At 39.1% G+C, this 21,178-nt stretch carries 13 protein-coding genes, 1 pseudogene and 1 CRISPR repeat array (1 of these 15 cut by a window edge); of the genes and pseudogenes, 5 read left to right on the top strand and 9 right to left on the bottom strand.

Annotated elements, in window-relative coordinates; translation table 11 throughout:
- Window positions 1-5,432: a CRISPR direct-repeat array (repeat unit 28 nt; unit sequence TTTCTAAGCTGCCTATATGGCAGTGAAC) (it extends 6,431 nt beyond the left edge of the window).
- Between the two features lie 131 nt (window positions 5,433-5,563).
- The 8 genes from cas6f to ACTJIX_RS10190 form a co-directional block, all read right to left on the bottom strand.
- Window positions 5,564-6,178 (bottom strand): type I-F CRISPR-associated endoribonuclease Cas6/Csy4, encoded by a 615-nt coding sequence (cas6f, locus tag ACTJIX_RS10155; protein WP_004895759.1) that lies wholly within the window; start codon window positions 6,176-6,178, stop codon window positions 5,564-5,566.
- A 1-nt stretch (window position 6,179) separates the two neighbouring features.
- On the bottom strand, window positions 6,180-7,190 hold the full coding sequence (gene csy3 / locus ACTJIX_RS10160) for a type I-F CRISPR-associated protein Csy3 (protein ID WP_004895761.1): 1,011 nt from the start codon (window positions 7,188-7,190) through the stop codon (window positions 6,180-6,182).
- A gap of 26 nt (window positions 7,191-7,216) precedes the next feature.
- The gene (csy2, locus tag ACTJIX_RS10165) at window positions 7,217-8,158 is read right to left on the bottom strand and encodes a type I-F CRISPR-associated protein Csy2 (protein ID WP_004895762.1); all 942 of its coding nucleotides are present in this window, start codon (window positions 8,156-8,158) and stop codon (window positions 7,217-7,219) included.
- On the bottom strand, window positions 8,158-9,471 hold the full coding sequence (locus tag ACTJIX_RS10170; RefSeq protein WP_004895765.1) for a type I-F CRISPR-associated protein Csy1: 1,314 nt from the start codon (window positions 9,469-9,471) through the stop codon (window positions 8,158-8,160). The genes csy2 and ACTJIX_RS10170 overlap by 1 nt, the downstream gene beginning before the upstream one ends.
- Before the next feature lie 11 nt (window positions 9,472-9,482).
- Complete coding sequence (gene cas3f, locus ACTJIX_RS10175) at window positions 9,483-12,881, bottom strand: type I-F CRISPR-associated helicase Cas3f (protein ID WP_004895766.1); 3,399 nt, start codon at window positions 12,879-12,881, stop codon at window positions 9,483-9,485.
- 5 nt (window positions 12,882-12,886) lie between these two features.
- A complete protein-coding gene (gene cas1f / locus ACTJIX_RS10180) occupies window positions 12,887-13,846 on the bottom strand; it encodes a type I-F CRISPR-associated endonuclease Cas1f (RefSeq protein WP_004895768.1) in 960 nt (319 codons plus the stop codon).
- A 156-nt stretch (window positions 13,847-14,002) separates the two neighbouring features.
- The gene (locus ACTJIX_RS10185) at window positions 14,003-15,052 is read right to left on the bottom strand and encodes an HNH endonuclease (RefSeq protein ID WP_004895770.1); all 1,050 of its coding nucleotides are present in this window, start codon (window positions 15,050-15,052) and stop codon (window positions 14,003-14,005) included.
- Between the two features lie 2 nt (window positions 15,053-15,054).
- The gene (locus tag ACTJIX_RS10190) at window positions 15,055-15,645 is read right to left on the bottom strand and encodes a class I SAM-dependent methyltransferase (protein WP_004895771.1); all 591 of its coding nucleotides are present in this window, start codon (window positions 15,643-15,645) and stop codon (window positions 15,055-15,057) included.
- A 151-nt stretch (window positions 15,646-15,796) separates the two neighbouring features.
- Between ACTJIX_RS10190 and ACTJIX_RS10195 the strand changes: the two genes are divergently transcribed.
- The 3 genes and pseudogenes from ACTJIX_RS10195 (at window position 15,797) to ACTJIX_RS10205 (ending at window position 17,287) form a co-directional block, all read left to right on the top strand.
- A complete protein-coding gene (locus tag ACTJIX_RS10195; RefSeq protein ID WP_004895773.1) occupies window positions 15,797-16,126 on the top strand; it encodes a DUF4236 domain-containing protein in 330 nt (109 codons plus the stop codon).
- 99 nt (window positions 16,127-16,225) lie between these two features.
- Window positions 16,226-16,561 (top strand): annotated as a pseudogene (locus tag ACTJIX_RS10200) (hypothetical protein).
- 12 nt (window positions 16,562-16,573) lie between these two features.
- The gene (locus ACTJIX_RS10205) at window positions 16,574-17,287 is read left to right on the top strand and encodes an IS1 family transposase (RefSeq protein ID WP_004895776.1); all 714 of its coding nucleotides are present in this window, start codon (window positions 16,574-16,576) and stop codon (window positions 17,285-17,287) included.
- A gap of 110 nt (window positions 17,288-17,397) precedes the next feature.
- Here the strand turns inward: ACTJIX_RS10205 and eat are convergent, their stop codons facing one another.
- Window positions 17,398-18,819: an ethanolamine permease gene (gene eat / locus ACTJIX_RS10210; RefSeq protein ID WP_004895778.1), complete on the bottom strand. Its 1,422-nt coding sequence runs from the start codon at window positions 18,817-18,819 to the stop codon at window positions 17,398-17,400.
- Between the two features lie 181 nt (window positions 18,820-19,000).
- Here eat and ACTJIX_RS10215 point away from each other — a divergent pair, with 181 nt between their 5' ends.
- Together ACTJIX_RS10215 and qhpR are read left to right on the top strand one after the other, a co-directional pair.
- Complete coding sequence (locus ACTJIX_RS10215) at window positions 19,001-20,005, top strand: phosphotransferase enzyme family protein (protein WP_004681103.1); 1,005 nt, start codon at window positions 19,001-19,003, stop codon at window positions 20,003-20,005.
- 98 nt (window positions 20,006-20,103) lie between these two features.
- Window positions 20,104-21,138 (top strand): AraC-like transcriptional regulator QhpR, encoded by a 1,035-nt coding sequence (gene qhpR, locus ACTJIX_RS10220; RefSeq protein WP_004895780.1) that lies wholly within the window; start codon window positions 20,104-20,106, stop codon window positions 21,136-21,138.
- Window positions 21,139-21,178: the final 40 nt, after the last annotated feature.

The raw sequence follows: 21,178 nt of genomic DNA on the forward strand, positions 1-21,178 counted from the left end.
TCTAAGCTGCCTATATGGCAGTGAACATTAAGTACGGCGTTATTAGCGTTGTTTCTAGTTTCTAAGCTGCCTATATGGCAGTGAACCCTATCCGTATCAGTCTTATTTAGTGTTTCGTTTTCTAAGCTGCCTATATGGCAGTGAACGCTTCCGCATTGCCAAGACGCGACAAAAAACATTTCTAAGCTGCCTATATGGCAGTGAACGATATCTTCCCTGGCTTCCGAAAGATCTTGTATTTCTAAGCTGCCTATATGGCAGTGAACCGGTTCGAGAAGCGCTCAGAGGATCAGGTAATTTTCTAAGCTGCCTATATGGCAGTGAACTCGTAATCATGCTGTAGCAAAGACCAGGGCATTTTCTAAGCTGCCTATATGGCAGTGAACAATTGAATTTGGAACTGACGATAACGAACATTTTTCTAAGCTGCCTATATGGCAGTGAACGAAATGTCGGCACGTGCATTCCAGGGGTATGTTTTCTAAGCTGCCTATATGGCAGTGAACGGACTATCTTCGCGGCAGCATGAGCCGCTATATTTTCTAAGCTGCCTATATGGCAGTGAACGTTTATGGAAGAACTTTTCCATTGCATCGACATTTCTAAGCTGCCTATATGGCAGTGAACAATATTGGTGGGCGCCCGCCAGTGAATTACAATTTCTAAGCTGCCTATATGGCAGTGAACATCACATGGCTAAAAAAGCAAAACGGTTTAATTTTCTAAGCTGCCTATATGGCAGTGAACGGAGTGGCTTCGGTAAGCAAAAACGCCTGACTTTTCTAAGCTGCCTATATGGCAGTGAACTTCCAGTGCTTCACGTAGTGCCAAAACTGCCATTTCTAAGCTGCCTATATGGCAGTGAACAGATTGTCACGATCCTGGATGCTGAAGAAGGTTTTCTAAGCTGCCTATATGGCAGTGAACTAAGTCAGATCCGGTCATTGTTCAAAACTTCTTTTCTAAGCTGCCTATATGGCAGTGAACTCGCTTAATGACCTGATTTATCCTAAGTTTATTTTCTAAGCTGCCTATATGGCAGTGAACTAAGATGGCGCAAGTGAACCATGACAGATCATTTTCTAAGCTGCCTATATGGCAGTGAACAGACAACTGGATTTTATCTTCCAGTTTTTGTTTTTCTAAGCTGCCTATATGGCAGTGAACTACATCTATATCTTTATAGGAAAAAAATAAATTTTCTAAGCTGCCTATATGGCAGTGAACACCACTTGCGATCACCAATTGAATTTGAGCATTTTCTAAGCTGCCTATATGGCAGTGAACAGAGTGGCAATTACGCGACCCATCAGGGTTCAATTTCTAAGCTGCCTATATGGCAGTGAACTGCCAAAAGGTCGCGGTTATAAATATCTGTAATTTCTAAGCTGCCTATATGGCAGTGAACATGAAGCATCGTATGTCAGTCAGTTGATGACATTTCTAAGCTGCCTATATGGCAGTGAACGCACAGGGTGCACATGAAGCACCGCTACTGATTTTCTAAGCTGCCTATATGGCAGTGAACGCGTAAGCACTGGTGGCCGCCGCGTAAGCAAATTTCTAAGCTGCCTATATGGCAGTGAACTCAATATTTTTGACTGGCTGAATGATCAATCATTTCTAAGCTGCCTATATGGCAGTGAACCATTACCATACGTGATAATTGGGTTAGAGTTTTTTCTAAGCTGCCTATATGGCAGTGAACCATTTTCCGAATTATTCGCTTTCGGAATTTCCTTTCTAAGCTGCCTATATGGCAGTGAACAAGTACAGCCTACAGACTTTCCTAGAATGTCATTTCTAAGCTGCCTATATGGCAGTGAACTATACGAAATCAGTCTAATAATAATTTCACTATTTCTAAGCTGCCTATATGGCAGTGAACTAGAGGTAATTGCAAAAAACTTTCCGCAGTCATTTCTAAGCTGCCTATATGGCAGTGAACAATAGGTGGCGATATGACCAATACTCCATCATTTTCTAAGCTGCCTATATGGCAGTGAACACGTTTGTTTTGAATGCCAGTGCCTGCTTGAGTTTCTAAGCTGCCTATATGGCAGTGAACTTACCTTTAAGATTTAATTGACCGCCGATCAATTTCTAAGCTGCCTATATGGCAGTGAACATTGGTGCCAAACCAGCATTAGACAAGTATCTTTTCTAAGCTGCCTATATGGCAGTGAACATGACTATCGTGCTTGTTATTCATACGGTGACTTTCTAAGCTGCCTATATGGCAGTGAACTTGGCAAGTAATAAAGAGATGCCGCAAAGATATTTCTAAGCTGCCTATATGGCAGTGAACAGTAGTTCCGTCTTGGTTTTCTCACTCAGATGTTTCTAAGCTGCCTATATGGCAGTGAACAAGAAGATAAAGGCGACTTCATCTGGAGGCCATTTCTAAGCTGCCTATATGGCAGTGAACCATCCGGCATAGCATTGCCGAAATTCCCCATCTTTCTAAGCTGCCTATATGGCAGTGAACCGTCAGATGGATGCAGCAGCTGGAACGTTAGTTTTCTAAGCTGCCTATATGGCAGTGAACATCGATGCAGTCTTTGCAATCATGGCCTGATCTTTCTAAGCTGCCTATATGGCAGTGAACTTGCCCATCTTCCTTGGCTTGGATTAAATTCATTTCTAAGCTGCCTATATGGCAGTGAACTTTTGACATTAAAAAACCCTGATCTAATTAAATTTCTAAGCTGCCTATATGGCAGTGAACGCGTGATTGAAGCCGCCTTAGATTTTGATTAATTTCTAAGCTGCCTATATGGCAGTGAACATTGATTGGGCTAGCGGTGTTTCTGGCTCTTGTTTCTAAGCTGCCTATATGGCAGTGAACACAAGCAAATTTAGGCTTAGGCCGAACAGTCATTTCTAAGCTGCCTATATGGCAGTGAACAAAAACCGCATGGTGTGCTGCCAAATCTTCCCTTTCTAAGCTGCCTATATGGCAGTGAACACCTGACCAATATCAGAGTGAAACTTCACAAATTTCTAAGCTGCCTATATGGCAGTGAACAAGAAGCGAACGGTGGTGGTGTAGAAACAATCTTTTCTAAGCTGCCTATATGGCAGTGAACGTGTCTTCCAAATAAACCGATTGCAAGCCATTTTTCTAAGCTGCCTATATGGCAGTGAACGTTGCTGTAGTTTGGTTCGATAGATGCATCTATTTCTAAGCTGCCTATATGGCAGTGAACAGCCCAACTACAGTGGTGATTGAGAGATGATTTTTCTAAGCTGCCTATATGGCAGTGAACTATCAATCTGCTCCTCAACAAGATATTCCGAATTTCTAAGCTGCCTATATGGCAGTGAACCGCAATAGTGCCAATGTGCTTGCTTAGATCATTTTCTAAGCTGCCTATATGGCAGTGAACATTTGCCGACCCCATCGAGGGCGATGCATTGATTTCTAAGCTGCCTATATGGCAGTGAACATCTCACTCATCTCTCAATCACCACTGTAGTTTTTCTAAGCTGCCTATATGGCAGTGAACAGTACGCAGGAATTAAGTTCTTCCCTCAAGCATTTCTAAGCTGCCTATATGGCAGTGAACATGGGTGATAGCGATGAGGGCTTAGGCGCTCTTTTCTAAGCTGCCTATATGGCAGTGAACTCTGGTCAGCCGTGGCCATGAATGAATGGGCATTTCTAAGCTGCCTATATGGCAGTGAACAGAATGCCAACTGAGTTAAAAGAGAAGCTTGATTTCTAAGCTGCCTATATGGCAGTGAACAATGCGGTTTTCAATGTCGGTGGCTTCTTGCTTTTCTAAGCTGCCTATATGGCAGTGAACAAGTGGATAGTCACTTGAAACACTTGGATTGCTTTCTAAGCTGCCTATATGGCAGTGAACATATCGATTAATTCTTGAAATACCCCCTCAGATTTCTAAGCTGCCTATATGGCAGTGAACCCGGCAATGCCACGTTAGCCAGGTGGTCGAGTTTTCTAAGCTGCCTATATGGCAGTGAACGCTTTCACTGACGAAATGGGATGAAATTCAGTTTTCTAAGCTGCCTATATGGCAGTGAACATGGCCGCCTACAATCCCTGCATTTCGCTCATTTTCTAAGCTGCCTATATGGCAGTGAACTTATTTGAGTCGGGTGAAAAGGTATTCACACATTTCTAAGCTGCCTATATGGCAGTGAACGCTGAGGCAGAACAACGTGAAGCTCGATTGAATTTCTAAGCTGCCTATATGGCAGTGAACTGCTTATAAAAGTTTGATGTGTTATTTGATTATTTCTAAGCTGCCTATATGGCAGTGAACTAGGCGCGAACTTTGCGCTTGTCGTGTTTAAATTTCTAAGCTGCCTATATGGCAGTGAACATCTAGATCATTCATCCTTTTTATCCTCGAAATTTCTAAGCTGCCTATATGGCAGTGAACTTCCAGAAGAACAACTCACCAAAAAGATTGTTTTTCTAAGCTGCCTATATGGCAGTGAACAACGATTTGATTTTAATTTTCCATTGTTTAAATTTCTAAGCTGCCTATATGGCAGTGAACTTGCGCGGGCCATAGCTGCATCACCTCTTTGCATTTCTAAGCTGCCTATATGGCAGTGAACACAGACCTCAATCGGGGTAAGCGGATTCATTGTTTCTAAGCTGCCTATATGGCAGTGAACGAAATCCCAAAAGGATATGCTGGCTTTTTAATTTTCTAAGCTGCCTATATGGCAGTGAACAAATCAATATCCATGAAGGAAAATGGTTTACATTTCTAAGCTGCCTATATGGCAGTGAACATTCTTCCAGGTCATTGCTGTGATTTCACCAATTTCTAAGCTGCCTATATGGCAGTGAACTGCATCACTTAAAAAAGGTCGCACCTCATATCTTTCTAAGCTGCCTATATGGCAGTGAACATGAACCCCATGCAAAAAGCGATTAATGCTGTATTTCTAAGCTGCCTATATGGCAGTGAACTTCATCACCATTCATTACGGTATCTTCTGGCATTTCTAAGCTGCCTATATGGCAGTGAACAATATTCAAAACGAAATGAATTTGCTCACGATTTTCTAAGCTGCCTATATGGCAGTGAACCAGATAAATCCTGTGCCAGTTTCTTGTCTTTCTTTCTAAGCTGCCTATATGGCAGTGAACGAATTCCATATGAATGCTGCGACTTCCAAACATTTCTAAGCTGCCTATATGGCAGTGAACATGGCGCAACCGCCAAAGCTGCAGGTGTGTTTTTTCTAAGCTGCCTATATGGCAGTGAACCGCACAGCGCTATTTACAGTCACGCTCTCACATTTCTAAGCTGCCTATATGGCAGTGAACACTAAAGAAACTATTAAAGAGCGATTTAGGAATTTCTAAGCTGCCTATATGGCAGTGAACTGAGTGCGCAGGGGTTGGGCGAAGAAACACAAATTTCTAAGCTGCCTATATGGCAGTGAACAGCAATTTTAAAGCAAAAAATAAAGTTATAACAGTGATTTAACTCTTAAATCTCTCAAAAGACCCAAGTTTTAAACCACTATCATAAGCTATTGATTTTATTAAGCTGTTAAAGAGTATAAAAATATTGGGTTAAAATTCTGGTACAGATGACACCGAACTTAATCCATAAGTGCTAAAAACCTGAGTTTCAGATTTTTCAGCAGATTGCTTTTCGATAAACAATTTAAAACGTTTTTCACTTTGCTGATCTGAAGTGCTCAGGCTTTTCATTTCAATATAAGGCAAGTTAGTTGTGGTCACCACATTGCTATATCTTGCTAATGCTTCATCAAAACCAATATCACCACGTTTTACACGGTGTCGTGCCAAACGCTGAGCATTGGTTTTCACTTGCTTACGCTTGTAAATGGCATAGCCTTTAATGTCGCTAGGTACTTCACGAATAGAAGTGATATGTACATAATCTTCTAAACGATCAAGCCAATGTCTGATATCTAATTTTTTTAAATCAGATTCAAAGTCAGCAAATAAACGTAGCTTTTTTCCTAAATTAATCTTCGCTTTTTCATTATCGCCTTTTTCTTCATAAATATAGTGAGGAAAAGACACACCAATATTGACTTTCTCCTCAATATTTTTTTGTTCCGCTAAAGCAATATGCAATTGTGCATAAAGCTTAGACCAAATGAAATAAGGAGAAATTTCAGCCTGATCAATCAAGGTGATTTCTTGATAAAATTTCATATTAATCCTTAGAGCTTTGACCAAAAACACCACCACGTACGAGCACAGCCATCACATAATGCTCTTGTTCAATATTTTCTAAAGATTCTCCTAAAGCATATTTATCAAATAAGCTAAAGAAATCCTGTTTGGCTTTAGGTGTGCGATACGCTTTGCCTAAGTTCGTCACAGCACCATAAGGTTCTATAGCAATAGCAGATTTTTGCTCTTCAAAGTCTGGATACCACGTATCAATGGTACGTAATGCATTACCAATTTTTTGAGAATGCATCGCAGCTACGTCATTCACTTGATAAAGAATTTTGCTCTTATCGCCCTTACCTTTATCTAAAACAAGTTCTTCACTTGGATAAACTTCCTGAGCTTTTCCAACTAAAGCGTAAGCTTCTACTTTAATTAATAAGTAAGGTATTTCACCTTTTAAAGCTTGTGCAATTTGATCTGCTAAGTTTTGCACCTTAGCATCTACACAGTCAAAATCATGTAATTTATAATCAAAGGCATTAAACGTTACAGCATCACTTTCATTAACTTTCACTACAACTTCAATCTTTTCTGCACCTACACGGTTACGCCACAAAAAGCGCGCATTAGCAATATTTAAGGCATAACGTTTAGCTAGCTCAACAAAACCATGAGTTTGAATATAGTTTTTCGCTACTTCTTTATATGAATTTAGAAATGTTTCATTATTACATGCTGATGGTTGTTCAATACCACCTAAAACTTTTAAAGTGAATGCGACTTTTAACGTATCTTGATGCTCTGCTAATGCACATGCATCAACAATTTGAAGATTAGCATTTTCCACTTTAGCATCTAATTTTAATGGATCAGCATCAGCAGCTTTTAAACGGTTTGAGATTGTGCCACGCACTGACTTTTCAATCAGCTTTAAAGCGGATTGTTCTGTACGATTTGCCCATGTTGTTCCATAAAAATAACCATCAGACGGAACGAGTTTTTTTTCAAATGCAAGAACACTTGCAACTGCTTTTTCATTTTTAGCCATGAGTATTTTTCCTTGTAAAGTCTAAATTAATGTGTATTTTGGTTTTGACATAGATATAAATTATTTTCTAAATCAACATGGTATTGCCATAATAACTGGTCAATACTTTCAATCCGATATGGCATCACAAACTCACCTAGAGTCAGCACACTTTCTGCAAAGCGATGTGGTGTATTGGCATCTCGCTGGTTTTTGGCTTGTCCGAGTTCTGAAATTCCCTGAAAACCCACTGCAATAGGAACAAGCCAGCCTTGTGCTTGACGTTTTGATGTCCAAGTCACTTTGCCTTCATCATCTTGAATTGAACTATGGGTGACTTTGAGATAATCCAAGACACTATCCAAAGCATCTTTGCCCTCTTGCATACTTTGTATAACCAAATCACGACGTTCGATGAGTACATGCCCAAGCATCAACTTATTTAAAATCGGACGTAATTGCTGTGATTGATCTTCATCATCATCAAAATTTAATATTGTGCAGGGCTTAACTGAGAGCACATCACCACTCGCAAATTTCATACCAGCCACAATCTCATGTACAAGCTCTAAAAGCTGATCTCTCTGTCTTTTAGATGAACTTTCAATTTCAATCAATAAAGACACTTCTAAGTGACAACGAGCTTCTTCGTTAAAAGCATCTGATGTTAGAGGAGCATCATATTTGGATTTATAAACGTCTTTAGGATATTTTTTTCCATAGTCAGCGTCAAAAATTGATGCTTTTCTATATACTTTTAAAGATTTTACAAAATCCTTTTTTCCCTTATAGGTTTGCAAATTAAACTCATGGCAACTCACTGCTACTTTCTTTAAGTTAAGATCACATCCTTGTTGCTTGAGTTTACGTTGAAGTGCATGCACTGCCCCAAGCCATGCGGTCATTGCAGGAAAACCAATCGTATAAGGACTGCTCATGGCATTGGCATTATGAAGTTTAAGATGCGGAATCAATAAAAAATGACGCATTAAAAAAACTCCTTGGCTTGTCGCAATGATTCTTCTACACGCTGTTTCACATCATTGATTTCAGCCGTTCCCAACATTCCAGCTTCACTAATGATTTTTTCGTAAGTGCGTAAAATCCAACGCGCAATGTCTTCACTCAGCTCATTACGCCATTCACTATCATTTTCACGTTGTTCTGCGTACATTGAATCAAGCCAAATACGCTGTAGTTTAGGTAAACTTGCGTAATATTCTTGTTGTGACCATCCCGCAGGATGAGATTCTCGGATTTTTAGTCCTTCTAATATGACTTGATCAATCACAAATTGAAGGATGTTTCGAATTGCAGTTCTTATATCAATATTGTTTAGATCTAACTGCATAAATTTATGCAATTGCACAAAACTATCTTGATAATTTTTTCGATATAAACACTGCGCAAAAAAATCAGTTCTTGGCAATCGTACTGTACGTTTTTCTAAAATAGGTGGACAGCTTGAAAGTAAATAAGCAATGCCCTTATTTTTGACATTTAACAAACTATAATTGCCCATTTTGATGAAATCACCATTACTGAAACCAATTTCAGTAATGTCAAAAACTTCACTAAACCCGCCTTCTAAAAATTTATTCTCTTTTTTAAAACTTCTAGCATGTTGTCCATCAACCCAAATATTCATATCATCAATACGATTTTTTACTTCATACATCAACATTGATGCTGTTTTAACAGATAATAAGTGATATTCATTATTCCCTATTGGGAAATACACTTGTCTAGTTGAGCTATGCGTTTCAGGTGTAGATTTTTCACCATAATAAACTTTTAAACACTTTGCTTTTATGTATTCGAAATCGGCTTTATTTTTTTCAAAAAATTGAATTAATGATTCATTATTGTCTTCAAATTTATGAATTAGTTTCTGATCATTATCCAAATCTTGATCGAGTAAATCATACAGTTCATACACAATTGTATTCGTCGCCGAGTTACCTGATACATCCACTTTATTCTTTAAATGAACATTGCCAGTTTTGATATAACCATCATTCACATAATGACCTAAAAAAATTTGACTCGTATCTGTGTCAATTTTGGCATTGGTAAATTTTGCAGGATGGGTTGTGACATTTGGCTTCACTTTACGAATGATATTGTCCAACCATACTCCTATATTATATTTAGCATCTGCTTCTCCCTGATACTCTAGACGTACCTTTAATCGAGCTTCTTCATCAAATTCATTTTTTTTGCCACGTAGCTTAGAATTAATTTTTGACTGTAAAAAATCTTCCTTTCGTGCTTCCAAATAGCTTACGATAATATTTTGCATACCCCCTCCCTTTATTTTGAATGTTGAATCACTAAGCCAAATTGGTCTGAATACATCAGTGTTTTATTCTCGTCATATTGTGGCAACATAATTTCCCCATAACGTTTTGATAATTCTTCTATTTCGTCTTCAATGTGCTGATTTTCTGAAATTTTTTCAATAACCATACGACACAATATGTCGCTATAGTTTCGATTAAGCCATAAACGTTGCTGTTCTAAATCAGTCATTTCAGAATATTGAATCTTGTAAAAACCATTTCGATCAATATATTGTCCAAAATCATCTTTTTCAGAAAACACAAGCTTACGATCTTTCCATACTGCAAAGAGCTGAATATTGGGTGAGCTTTGTCGAAATGGCATAAACTGTTGCGGTAAAGCCGTTAAAAACCAATACTGCGTTAACCAAGCATTTAATGGTTTTGCTCCAACTTGCTTATAATTGGTAAGACTATGTGCTAAAACTGCATGTTCTAAATCAGCTAGTTTTTCGGTAGCTTTTAACGGTGAGTTGGCTTGAATTCTTGGAATAGCATTAATTCCAGCCTCTTCATTTAAATCCATCAGATCTGATAAATTTTTGGTCTTTAATTTAAACTTATCATTATTGATTTCAAAACCTGGTTTTTCAAAAGCCACTTTCGCACCACGCAGCCCTTTTAAATTATATTGCAACAGACCAATATTCGGCTGTTCTATATCTTTTTCCAAGCTACGGTGGCGTAAAACCCGCCCTGCCAATTGAATAATGGAACGATAAGAAGAAGGTTCAACAATTGCCCAATCAAAATCGTGATCACGCCCTACTTCTTCCACAGGTGTTGCCACGAGGATAAAAATCACATGTTCACTATCCGTACTGTCCAAATGCTGACGAATCACTTCATTTGAAAATGCGATAGGCTGTTCATGTTGTTTTTCTTTACGCTTGAGTACGGTATCCAAATGACGTTCTTGCTCACTACGTAACAATAAAATCTGCCGACTGTGGTACGCCATCGCACGAGGAGCAATTTTTTCTGACCATTCAGCATTGAGTAAAAATTGTGTGAGTGCAACACAAGGTGGAATATTGGCAACGCGTAACACTCCAAATGACACTTTTTTCCCTGTTGTTTCATCAACTGTATGATGGTGATGATGCAATTTTTCTATATGCTGACGAATACGATCAAAATATTGTTGTTGCAGACTTTCCTCAAGTTGCTTCTGTTCTTTCGGTGCCACCAAATCATGACATTCAATAATATAAGCTTTGTGTTTAATCACTTGTTGTACTAAAGCTTTTGACCGAATTTCAACAAATGCTTCATGAGCATTTTTATACTGCTGAATCGTGTTATCTGATATTAAGTCAATACCTTGGATTTTTGACTTAAACTCATCTACCCACATGCCGACTGTTTGAACTTGTTTGAGCTTTTTAAAAGCGCAATATACTCGCCATCCTTGCTGATATACATTGAAAAAACCTTCTGCTAATGCTGGTGGAATCGTTGCCGATGAGATCATCACTTTACGACCTAACATCGCTGTAAGATGAATTAATCGAGCAATCGCAATTAAATCTTGGCCATTGAAGTCATCTACTTCGTCGATGACTAAATCAGAAGAAGATAGGCGTAAACTAGGTAAAATATATTTGCCACCACGTTTAGTTTCAGTTGCCGACATGATGTGATCAATCGTACAGGCTAAAACAGGCTTATATAAAAAGGCTTTATTACGTTCGGCTTGAGCTTGTGGAAATAGAACATTCATAAAATCAGCTTGAGGCATTTCTGCATAATCAAGCTCATTGTCTAAAAGCTGTTCTAAAGATTCCGAACCGATTTCATCCAATGGATTCTCATCTTGATTATTCTGTTTCTGATGCTGTTGCTGATGTAATTCTTGTACAGCTTTAGAACCAATTAAGACCGCAAGTTCATCATTACCCAAACCAATATCTTTACGGTATGAATCTCCAGTTTGTAAAGTTAAAGTCCGTAGCCCCAATGCCAGCACATAACGTAGTGATAGTCCATCTTTAGATAAGGCTTGCATAATTTTGGCATTAGCAATGGTTTTACCTTTGCCTGTACTTGCCATATTGACAATAAACCATCCCTGTTCGATGTCATCGTCATATTTTTGTCGAAATTTTTTGATCTCTTTAACTGCATGATCTTGCCATTCAAAACCTTGCGGACTTTTCTTTTTTAATTTTTGAATATCATACGCAGGTTCCATTTCATCCGCTAAACGACTTAAGGATTGTACAACACGCATGGCATTTTTACTGACATGTACTAAATGTTCATCTAAAAATTGCTTCGGCTGTTTAGTTTTATGATCAGTATTAGCAATTAAGCTCAAATTTGTTTTCCACGTTTTATCCGCATCACAAGATGAATAATAATGATCACCCAACATCAAACATAAACGTGCATGGTGTAAAACTACACGCCAACTGCCATCTTTTAAGACCTGTGCAATATTCTCTTGCTCTTGCAACAAACGCCTAGACCATTTTTGAATCTCTTTTGTCCATGATTGAGATTGGCTTAATAAACCTTGTGGAAATTCAAAACACTGTTTTAGGCGTTGCTGATATTCTTCTTCATCGAATTTATTTTGATAACCCCATTCAGCTTGAATATAAGAAAATAATGAAGAGAAACTTCTTACATCTTCATCTATAAAATCTTCTAAATAATCTTTTGACTTTTTATTTTCATCTTTAGATTTTAATGTAGGTAATCGATGGTGTGACACAATTAACCATGCCACCAACTGAGCTAAAGGTGGTAAATAATCCAGAGCTTTGGTTTTGTCTAAATTCTTTAGGACTGTTGCTTTAAGTTTGCCTTCAACCCATGATTGATGAATGAATAAATTCAACCATGCCTCATCATTTTTTGGATTTTCTGAAGAATGTACTAAGGCATTAAGTAATAAACAGGATATCCACTCATGGCGTAATGGATCACCCTTTATACTCTGTTTATTCTTTGGTTGCAGTTTTTCTTGAAATAAAACTGTGGCTTTTCCCCAATCATGTAATAGGGCTGAAATAGCTACTAATGCTTTAATTAGAGGTAAATAATGCCAATCATTTTCCCATTTGTTTTGATCTAACTTTTTCTGTGTAGTATTTACTGGCACAATTCCCTCAGCATTAAACTTATTCCGATTTCCTACAATCCATAGCAATTCACTTCTACGCCGTCCTCGAATCCAATGACAACTCACCGCTGTACTTTTGGTCACGGTTTTACGCAATAATTTTTTAACAGCTATTAGACCTTCTTCGGTAATGATGGTTTGCCACGTGTTATCGCCAATCCTGTCAGCAAAAGCATCCAAAACACGTCGGGTGCGTGGAATGGCTTTCTTTTCACATTGGGAAATAAAAGTCACAATCATAATGCTTACTCCTCTACATCATGATTTTTGCAAGCTTGTGCTTTGACTTGATCAAACATAAAGTCGAGTGCTTTATGCTCGGTAAATTTTTGCAAAATCTGCTGTCTAAATTCTTGCTCAGTCATTTTCTCTTTGGCACAAATAAACGCGTACGGTAAAACCACAGCATCCTTAATTAAATCTGCCACATCAAACACTAAAGCCCCTCGACGCGTCTTGCCATGCATGACTGCAAAACCGTGTGGAATTCCAAGTACCCAAAGTGTTGTCGCTGCTAAACCATAAGCCAGATAATTGCCATGATTTAAAAAATCATTAGCTAAATCACCTTGTTCAGGGTTACGGCTAAAATCTTTTAAGCCTGTACGTGTTGCTGCAATTTTATAAAGCTGTTTTGTCGTTGCTGCCTCTGTAAGGAGTAAATCACCTACTTTGGTTTGCTGTGGAATTTTATTAGCAAAGCCATCTAAAGCTTGTGTTATATCTAAATCATCAATATAAAAGCTGTACTCTTTTAAATCTCGGTCTTTTGACCAAATTTTTCTTATAAACTCAATCCGCGTGAGTTGAAATTGTTTAGCTACTTCTAGGCGTTTGGTATCATCAAACCAAAATTGCATCCAGCCTTGCATATACTCAGTTGGGCGATATTCACTCTGTGGTGTCATCCACTCGATTTCACAGCCCATAAAAAGAGGCGTTCCACCACCACCCGTAAAACCTACAAGCACCCCTGCACTGGCAAGCATACGCATGGCTGCTTGAGTAATCGATGTACCTGTACCCAATAAAATCACTGTAGTATTGGCAATCGGAATATTCCAATATTGATTTTCGTTTTTAGCCTCAGTCAGATAAAGTACTCGACCATCTTTCTGCATCACACGACAATGTTCAAGATAGTACAGATTGGCACGTTTCGAATGTAATATTGCTTTTAGATCTGATGGATTGAGCTGTTCCATTCTTATCATCAATTATGAAGAAGAGTTGTCCTTAAAATATCCTTTTCCAATAATTATTTGAAGAAATTTCAGGAAATTAACGTCACATATTGACGCAGTCTTTTTAAAGAATTTGTGTGATTCATACAGTTAAAAATATTTTTGAAACTTAATAGTTTAATACACTCGGGCTAATATCTTCTTCTCTTTTCCCCCCAACCAGACTAAATACTCATGCTCAATCGCCTGCTGATAGGCCCAGTCTGCAACCCGATGTGAACGCCGCAGATCGGTCAAAAAACCGAGTTGCGAAATCTCCCGACTAATCGCCTGATCATGCAGATGATTACGTTCTCTCCATTGATCTAGGAATTGCTCGGACGCTAGATAATTACTTTTCTGTGAATTACATTTATCATCTGCCAGGACAAAATTATGTCCGGTATCGGCAGGATATAGAGACCAGGGAATAAAATGATCCACGGCATATTTTGAGTTTTTCAGGCTTTTGCCACAGTAAAAACACTGGCATTGCTGTAAGTCAATTAAGAAGTCCGCGACCTGCCCCAATTGATTACGACTTGGAGCAAACATGAATTCATCTAGGTCAGGCAAGCCATCAAGTACAACTAGGTTCTGCTTGTTCAGTCGGACAAAATCAATCCAGCGCTTCTGGCACAGCTCTTCAATAATTTCACTGAATTGTCTTAAGCAATACATCACCTTGGGCAACAGCTTAAGTGACTGTTTGCAATCCTGCAGATGATAGAGAAACTCTACCGTTTGACCATTCAGATTCTGCAAATATACTACCGGCATTTGCTTAACCGTTGTCGCAACTGTTCGCTTCAGCCTATTCCAGTAAAGTACATTCTTTCTCAACGCGGCCAAGGTCTTGAATTGTTGCTGTGCATTCTGAATTTCACTGATGATCTTTGCCTGCTTACCAGTGCTTTGATGAATAGTAAAAGGCTCATACTGGTTAAACTGAAACGGCAGAGACTGTTTCCAGTACAGGTCAATAAACTTTTCCGCAATATCCTGATAGTCCAAATGCAAGGCAGCACCGGTATCTTGACCCTGTTCAATCGCCAGACGCGTGATACTTATCAGCAAAGCAAACTTATATGTCGAAGTAAAAGTCCCTGACTGCAATATCTGCTGAATATGCTTCAAGAATTTCAGCTGTTCTTGAGGTGTTGGTATTTCAGCTGTACTAAATAACATGGCTAAGCCTGCATTTTTCTAATCAGGATATTTAACCACTCTTCTGTACGGTCTGGACGTTTATCTACTGTAATCCATTGCTGTAAAAGTAAAGCCTGGTCGATTTGTTTGAGTAAGTCATGAGCTTGCTGCTCATTTAGATCAGTAAAGCTACGCCCCTCTTTCTCACGATCTGTATTTCCATATTTAAAAGACATATAACACACACCATTTGGCTTTAATGCTTTAAATATGCGCGCCAGCACTTCAGTCAGGCGATCTCTTTCACAGTGTAAAAGAGAAGCACAGGCCCAAATCCCATCATACTTAGCTACTTCATTCAGCTCATAAAAACTTTGCTGACGTACCTCGATGCCTGTCAGCTCTCTCGCCTTTTCAACCAGCTCGGTAGAATAATCAATTGCCTCAACTTGATAGCCTTTTTTCTTAAATGCCAAAGTGTCCCGACCCGAACCACAGCCCAAATCCAGGATCAATGCCTGTTCCGGCAAATATCTTAGAAATGGTGCGTAAAGACTTTCCATTTCAACCTGATAGGTATTTTCAAAAAATGCTTGAGCATGTTGATTGTAATAATTTGATGTTTGATTCATTGTCTAAAAGCCAATATCTTATGTTAAAGAACATACTGATTTTTCACTAGATAAGTCAAATGATCAGTCCTATGAATGAATCAAACTCTTATTTCACTGTATCCGGACAACTGAGATAGAAACCAAACTGGTTCTTGTAAATGGAAAAAATATGGGCTTCAGATTTCGCAAGAGTATTAAACTGCTACCTGGATTAAAAATTAATCTGACGCATAAAGGCATTAGTAGCGCGAGCATTGGCAAACCTGGTGCTTCTTTAAATATTGGCAAAAAAGGCACCCGAACCAGCGTTGGTATTCCAGGCACAGGCCTATCCTATTCCAAGCACCAACCCTATAAAAAAAGAGCAGGCAACCAAAAAATTCCTGCTCAGGAACAACAACCACTCTATACATCACATACTGAGAAACCCAAATCGAATGTCTGGATTTGGGTAATTTTTGGATTATTTTGTTTTATTGTCGGGGCAATTATTTTTTGAATTTAGCCATTCTTTGTACCCCATAATATCCACTGCTAGGCAAAATTTAATTCATTCATTACTATGGACGGATATTAAATACAATAAAGGCTGCCGCTGATGTCTGATAATGACAGTACTATGGATTATGATGAAAATGATTTAATCGATTCTCCCTTGTCTCAAATTTTAAAAGAGGATAATGAGCAAATTGAAGTTCTAATTTATCGATTACCCGATAGTGACTGGACACTGGAAGTGGTAAACCAAAATGGTACTTCTACGGTATGAGATGAAACATTCCCGTCAGATCAGGAAGCTCTATCTGTCGCTTTAGATGGAATTAAAGCCGCAGGCGGTATTCAGGCCTTTTACGAACTCAGCGACCTCGAAGCAAAGAAAAATATTTGGTGGTGTATCAAAAAGTATGCTAAAAAAAAGCAGGTTGAATTTTGATAAAACAGAGAAATGCAAATAACTCTAGAAATCAAATGGCCAACCTGCCTCAGTGACAGTATAAAGAAAAATGGCATCAAAGTAGATGGGAAACAAAACTACCAATGCAAAGACTGCAAACGTCAGTTTATTGGTGACCATGCTCTGAGCTATCTAGGATGTAATTCTGGCATTACTCATAAAATATTACAGTTAATGGTCAGAGGCAGCGGTATACGAGATATCGCTGAAGTTGAGCGCATTAGTATCGGTAAAGTCTTACGGACTTTAACTGAATCGGCCTATCAAATTCAGCCTAAACAAAGTCATTATGAATCTCTCGAAGTAGATGAATTCTGGACTTTTGTTGGAAATAAAAATAATAAACAATGGCTTATTTACGCCTACCATCGAGAAACAGGTGAGGTTGTTGCTTATGTTTGGGGTAAGAGACATTTAGCTACAGTCCAAAGGTTGAAGACAAAGCTTAAACAATTAGGTATTCACTACACCCGAATTGCAAGTGATCATTGGGACAGTTTCATCACTGCTTTTAAAAACTGCAAGCAAAGTATTGGTAAGTTGTTTACTGTAGGAATTGAAGGTAATAATTGCAAAATAAGGCATCGAATAAGGCGTGGTTTTAGAAGAAGTTGTAATTTCTCCAAAAAGCTTGAAACACCACCTGGAAACCATTTTAAAGCCTTCGACTTAACCTTCTTTTACATCAATAATGGCTTCATTTAATCTCAGCATACTTTTTAAAACACCACCAAATAATTTAATGAGCATTTAAGAATATCAAGCCCATTAAAAATGGGATTGATATTCTTAAAAATTAGGTAAATTTCACTCAACTATTCATCTCTGATTTCAATAGATGCAAACTCTTGTTCAGGCGTGCCTTCCACCAGATGATGTCTGCTATACAGCAGATAATACAGAATGAATAAACCATAAATTAGCGCTGCCAAACACCATACTTTTGGATTAACCATTAAACCCGCCACCACTGCAGCACAGGCCAAAACCAATGCTATACTTGAAGTGACGATGCCGCCGGGTGTTTTATATGGTCGTGCTAAATCTGGACGGGAAAAACGCAATTTAATATGCGACATCATCATCAACACATAAGAAATGGTGGCACCAAACACCGCAATCAAAATCAGCAAATCTCCTTCACCCGTTAATGACAATACAAAGCCAATTACCCCAGGAATCACAATCGCCCATTTCGGCGCTTGTTTATTATTGGTGAGCGATAATATTTTCGGTAAATAACCCGCACGCGATAGGGCAAACACTTGACGCGAATAAGCATAAATAATCGAGAAGAAGCTTGCTACTAAACCTGCTAATCCCACAAAATTCACAAAACTGGCAATCCATGAATGCTGTCCATAGACTGCAATTAATGCATCAACCAATGGTGCTCCTGAATTTTTCACTTGCTCTGCACCCATCGCACCAGCACTTAAAAACAAAATCAGCAGGGCAAATGCAGCCAGAATCAACATTGAACCAATTAAACCACGTGGTAAAGATTTGACTGGATCTTTGGCTTCTTCAGCAGCCAAAGGCACGCCTTCAACTGCAAGGAAAAACCAGATTGCAAACGGGACAGCAGCCCAAATGCCCATGTAACCGAGAGGCAAAAATGAACTCGCCCCCGCAGTATTTAGCATTACTGCAATATTAAATAAATTGGCAGCATTAAAGTGTGGAACCATTGCCACTATAAACACCAACAGCGCCACACAAGCAATTGCGGTAATGCCAAACATTATTTTCAGAGCCTCACCTGCACCTTGTAAATGAATTGCCATGAAAAACACATAGCAAAACAGATAAATCGGCCAGCCACCTATGCCAAATAAAGCTTCACAATAATTGCCAATAAAAACTGCAATTGCGGCAGGTGCGACTGCATATTCAATCAGAATTGCAGTCCCTGTAAGATAACCACCAAATTGCCCAAACGCCACTCGCGCAAAACTATAGCCCCCGCCTGCTGTTGGCAGCATGGTCGACATTTCTGACATCGACAAGCTCATGCATAGATACATAAATGCCACTACAATCGTAGCAACAAATAATCCGCCCCAACCACCTTGCGCAATACCAAAATTCCAACCTGCGAAGTCACCCGAAATCACATAAGACACCCCTAACCCCACCAACAGTAACCAACCGACGGCACCCTTTTTCAGTTGGCGTTGGGCAAAATATTCGGTGTTATCTGCGACACTCTCCGTCATTATCATTTCATTTTTCATGATGCTCGATCACCTTTTCACCAAATTCGACCACTTTAATATCGGTGAAATATCGGCTTTAAACTTGACAATAAATCATGAGCATAGTCGCTTGAAGTCAAGTTGCTCTTTTTTTTCTTTTATAAGATCAGCTCAAAGTCTGGGACTCCGCACCCAAGATCAGCATGAAAAGGAGTACAACATGAGCGTCCAACAAAATGAATATTTAAGCATTCAACAACTCTACGAATTGGCAAAAAAAGCCATGCAAACCTATCCAGCATGCTATCAAGGCGAGATCAAATTACTCTGCCAATCTGAAAATGCCACCTTTGTTGTGAAAACCGCTCAACAACAATATGCACTACGCATTCATCGTCCCAATTATCATTCCAAACAACAAATCGAAAGTGAACTAGCATGGTTAGATGCGTTAAATGCGCATGGCATCGCGGTGCCGATTGCCATTGCCGACTGTCATGGAGATAAAGTCCAAACATTGGCACTCAGTCCAGATATTTCAAGGCATGCAGTGCTCTTTCATTGGGTGAAAGGTGTAATGCCTACAGCAGATAATGTCGATCCATGTGATTTTAAGCAGTTGGGTGAAATCACAGCACAACTGCACCTGCACAGTAAAACATGGGAGATGCCAGCCTACTTCCAACGTATTGTTTGGGATCATGAAAGTATGGTTTTTGCCGATGGACATTGGGGTGACTGGCGTCATGCCCCACAGTTAAAATCGGTAGATCATGCCGTGATTGATGAGGCAATTTGCCGTGTTGCCACCGAGCTAAATCAATTTGGGAAGTCCAAAGATCACTATGGGCTGATCCATGCTGACCTCAGACTGACCAATCTGTTGTTGAATGAAAAAAAGGTTGGTGTGATTGATTTTGACGACTGCGGCATGGGCTGGTTTATGCATGACTTAGCTGCAGCAATTAGTTTTAATGAACACTATACTGCTGCACCCAAGTGGGTCGAACAATGGTTGAATGGTTATGAAAAAATTGGGCATGTGAGTGCAGAAGAGTATGCGTTGGTTCCCACCTTTATTATGCAACGTAGAATCCAATTGATGGCTTGGTTCGGTTCACATGCCTATACCGACATGGCCAAAAGTTTGGGAGCTCAATGGTCGGATGAAACTGTGCGACTTTGCAAAAAATATCTTAACAACCAAATTCCAGCAGGTATATAAAAAAATACCTGTAGGCAGAAGCAAACCGTAAAGCATTGAATGGCATAGCTCTTGCTTAATTTAGAACAATAACGGTTCTGTATTAAAAGAGGCTATGCATGATTCAATTTAATCCTCTCTCCATCAACGCTCAAGACATCAGCAACCAAGGCATTTTATCAGCTGCCGCGACAGGCCTAAGTGACTTTATTCTGCATAAAGGTGCCGATGTCGATCGCATTTTTGGGATCAGTGGTATTAATCCTGAATTATTGCTCAGCCCCACCCTCAGTTTGCAACTCACCAATTATTGCGAAGTCTTGGAACAATCCGCAAAACTATCACATTGCGATAATTTCGGACTGCATTATGGACAGCAATTTCATCCCAAAGCTTTAGGACTGATTGGCTATATTGGTTTATGTTCAGCATCGCTGGAAGATGCATTAAAGAACATGACCTCACATTTTAATCTGCATCAAAAAGATACTTTATGCCGTATGGTTGAAGTCAATGATGCCTATCGTTTCGACTACCAAGTCCAGCATGGTGCAATTTTATCGCGACGACAAGATGCCGAACTCACAGTGGGCATGTTTATGAATGTAATTCGTGAAGTCTTGGGCACACACTATTCACCACGCGAAATTCATTTTGAACACCCACGTCCCGAGTTTTGGCAAGAACACAGTAAACTGTTTAATGCATCAGTGTTTTTTGATCAGCCATTCAATTCAATTTTGATTGCCAAATCAGACCTTAAAACCGCAATGCCACAGTCAGACCCGTTGCTGCTCACCATGATGCTCGACACTTTAAAAATTCTGAATACGCAATCGCAGTCACAAACTTTAACCAATCAAGTCCGTGCACACATTCAGCAAGATTTGATTCATGGTGAACCCAACTTGGAAAAAGTTGCACTAGATTTACATATGAGTCCATGTACCTTATCACGGCGCTTAAAATCACACGACATCACCTTTACTCAACTAATTGATCAAGTTCGTTATGAACTGGCCAAACACTATATTCAACAGAAGAATTTACCGATTTCTGAAGTAGCATTTTTATTAGGCTATTCCGAAGTCAGTGCCTTTTCCCGTGCATTCAAGCGTTGGTTTGGCTGTACACCACGCCAATTACGACATTAAGTGGTAAGACATCAATAAAAAAGAAACCCCGCTCATTGAG

It is taken from the genome of Acinetobacter sp. 22323 (assembly GCF_052044895.1).
GTDB lineage: Bacteria > Pseudomonadota > Gammaproteobacteria > Pseudomonadales > Moraxellaceae > Acinetobacter > Acinetobacter schindleri.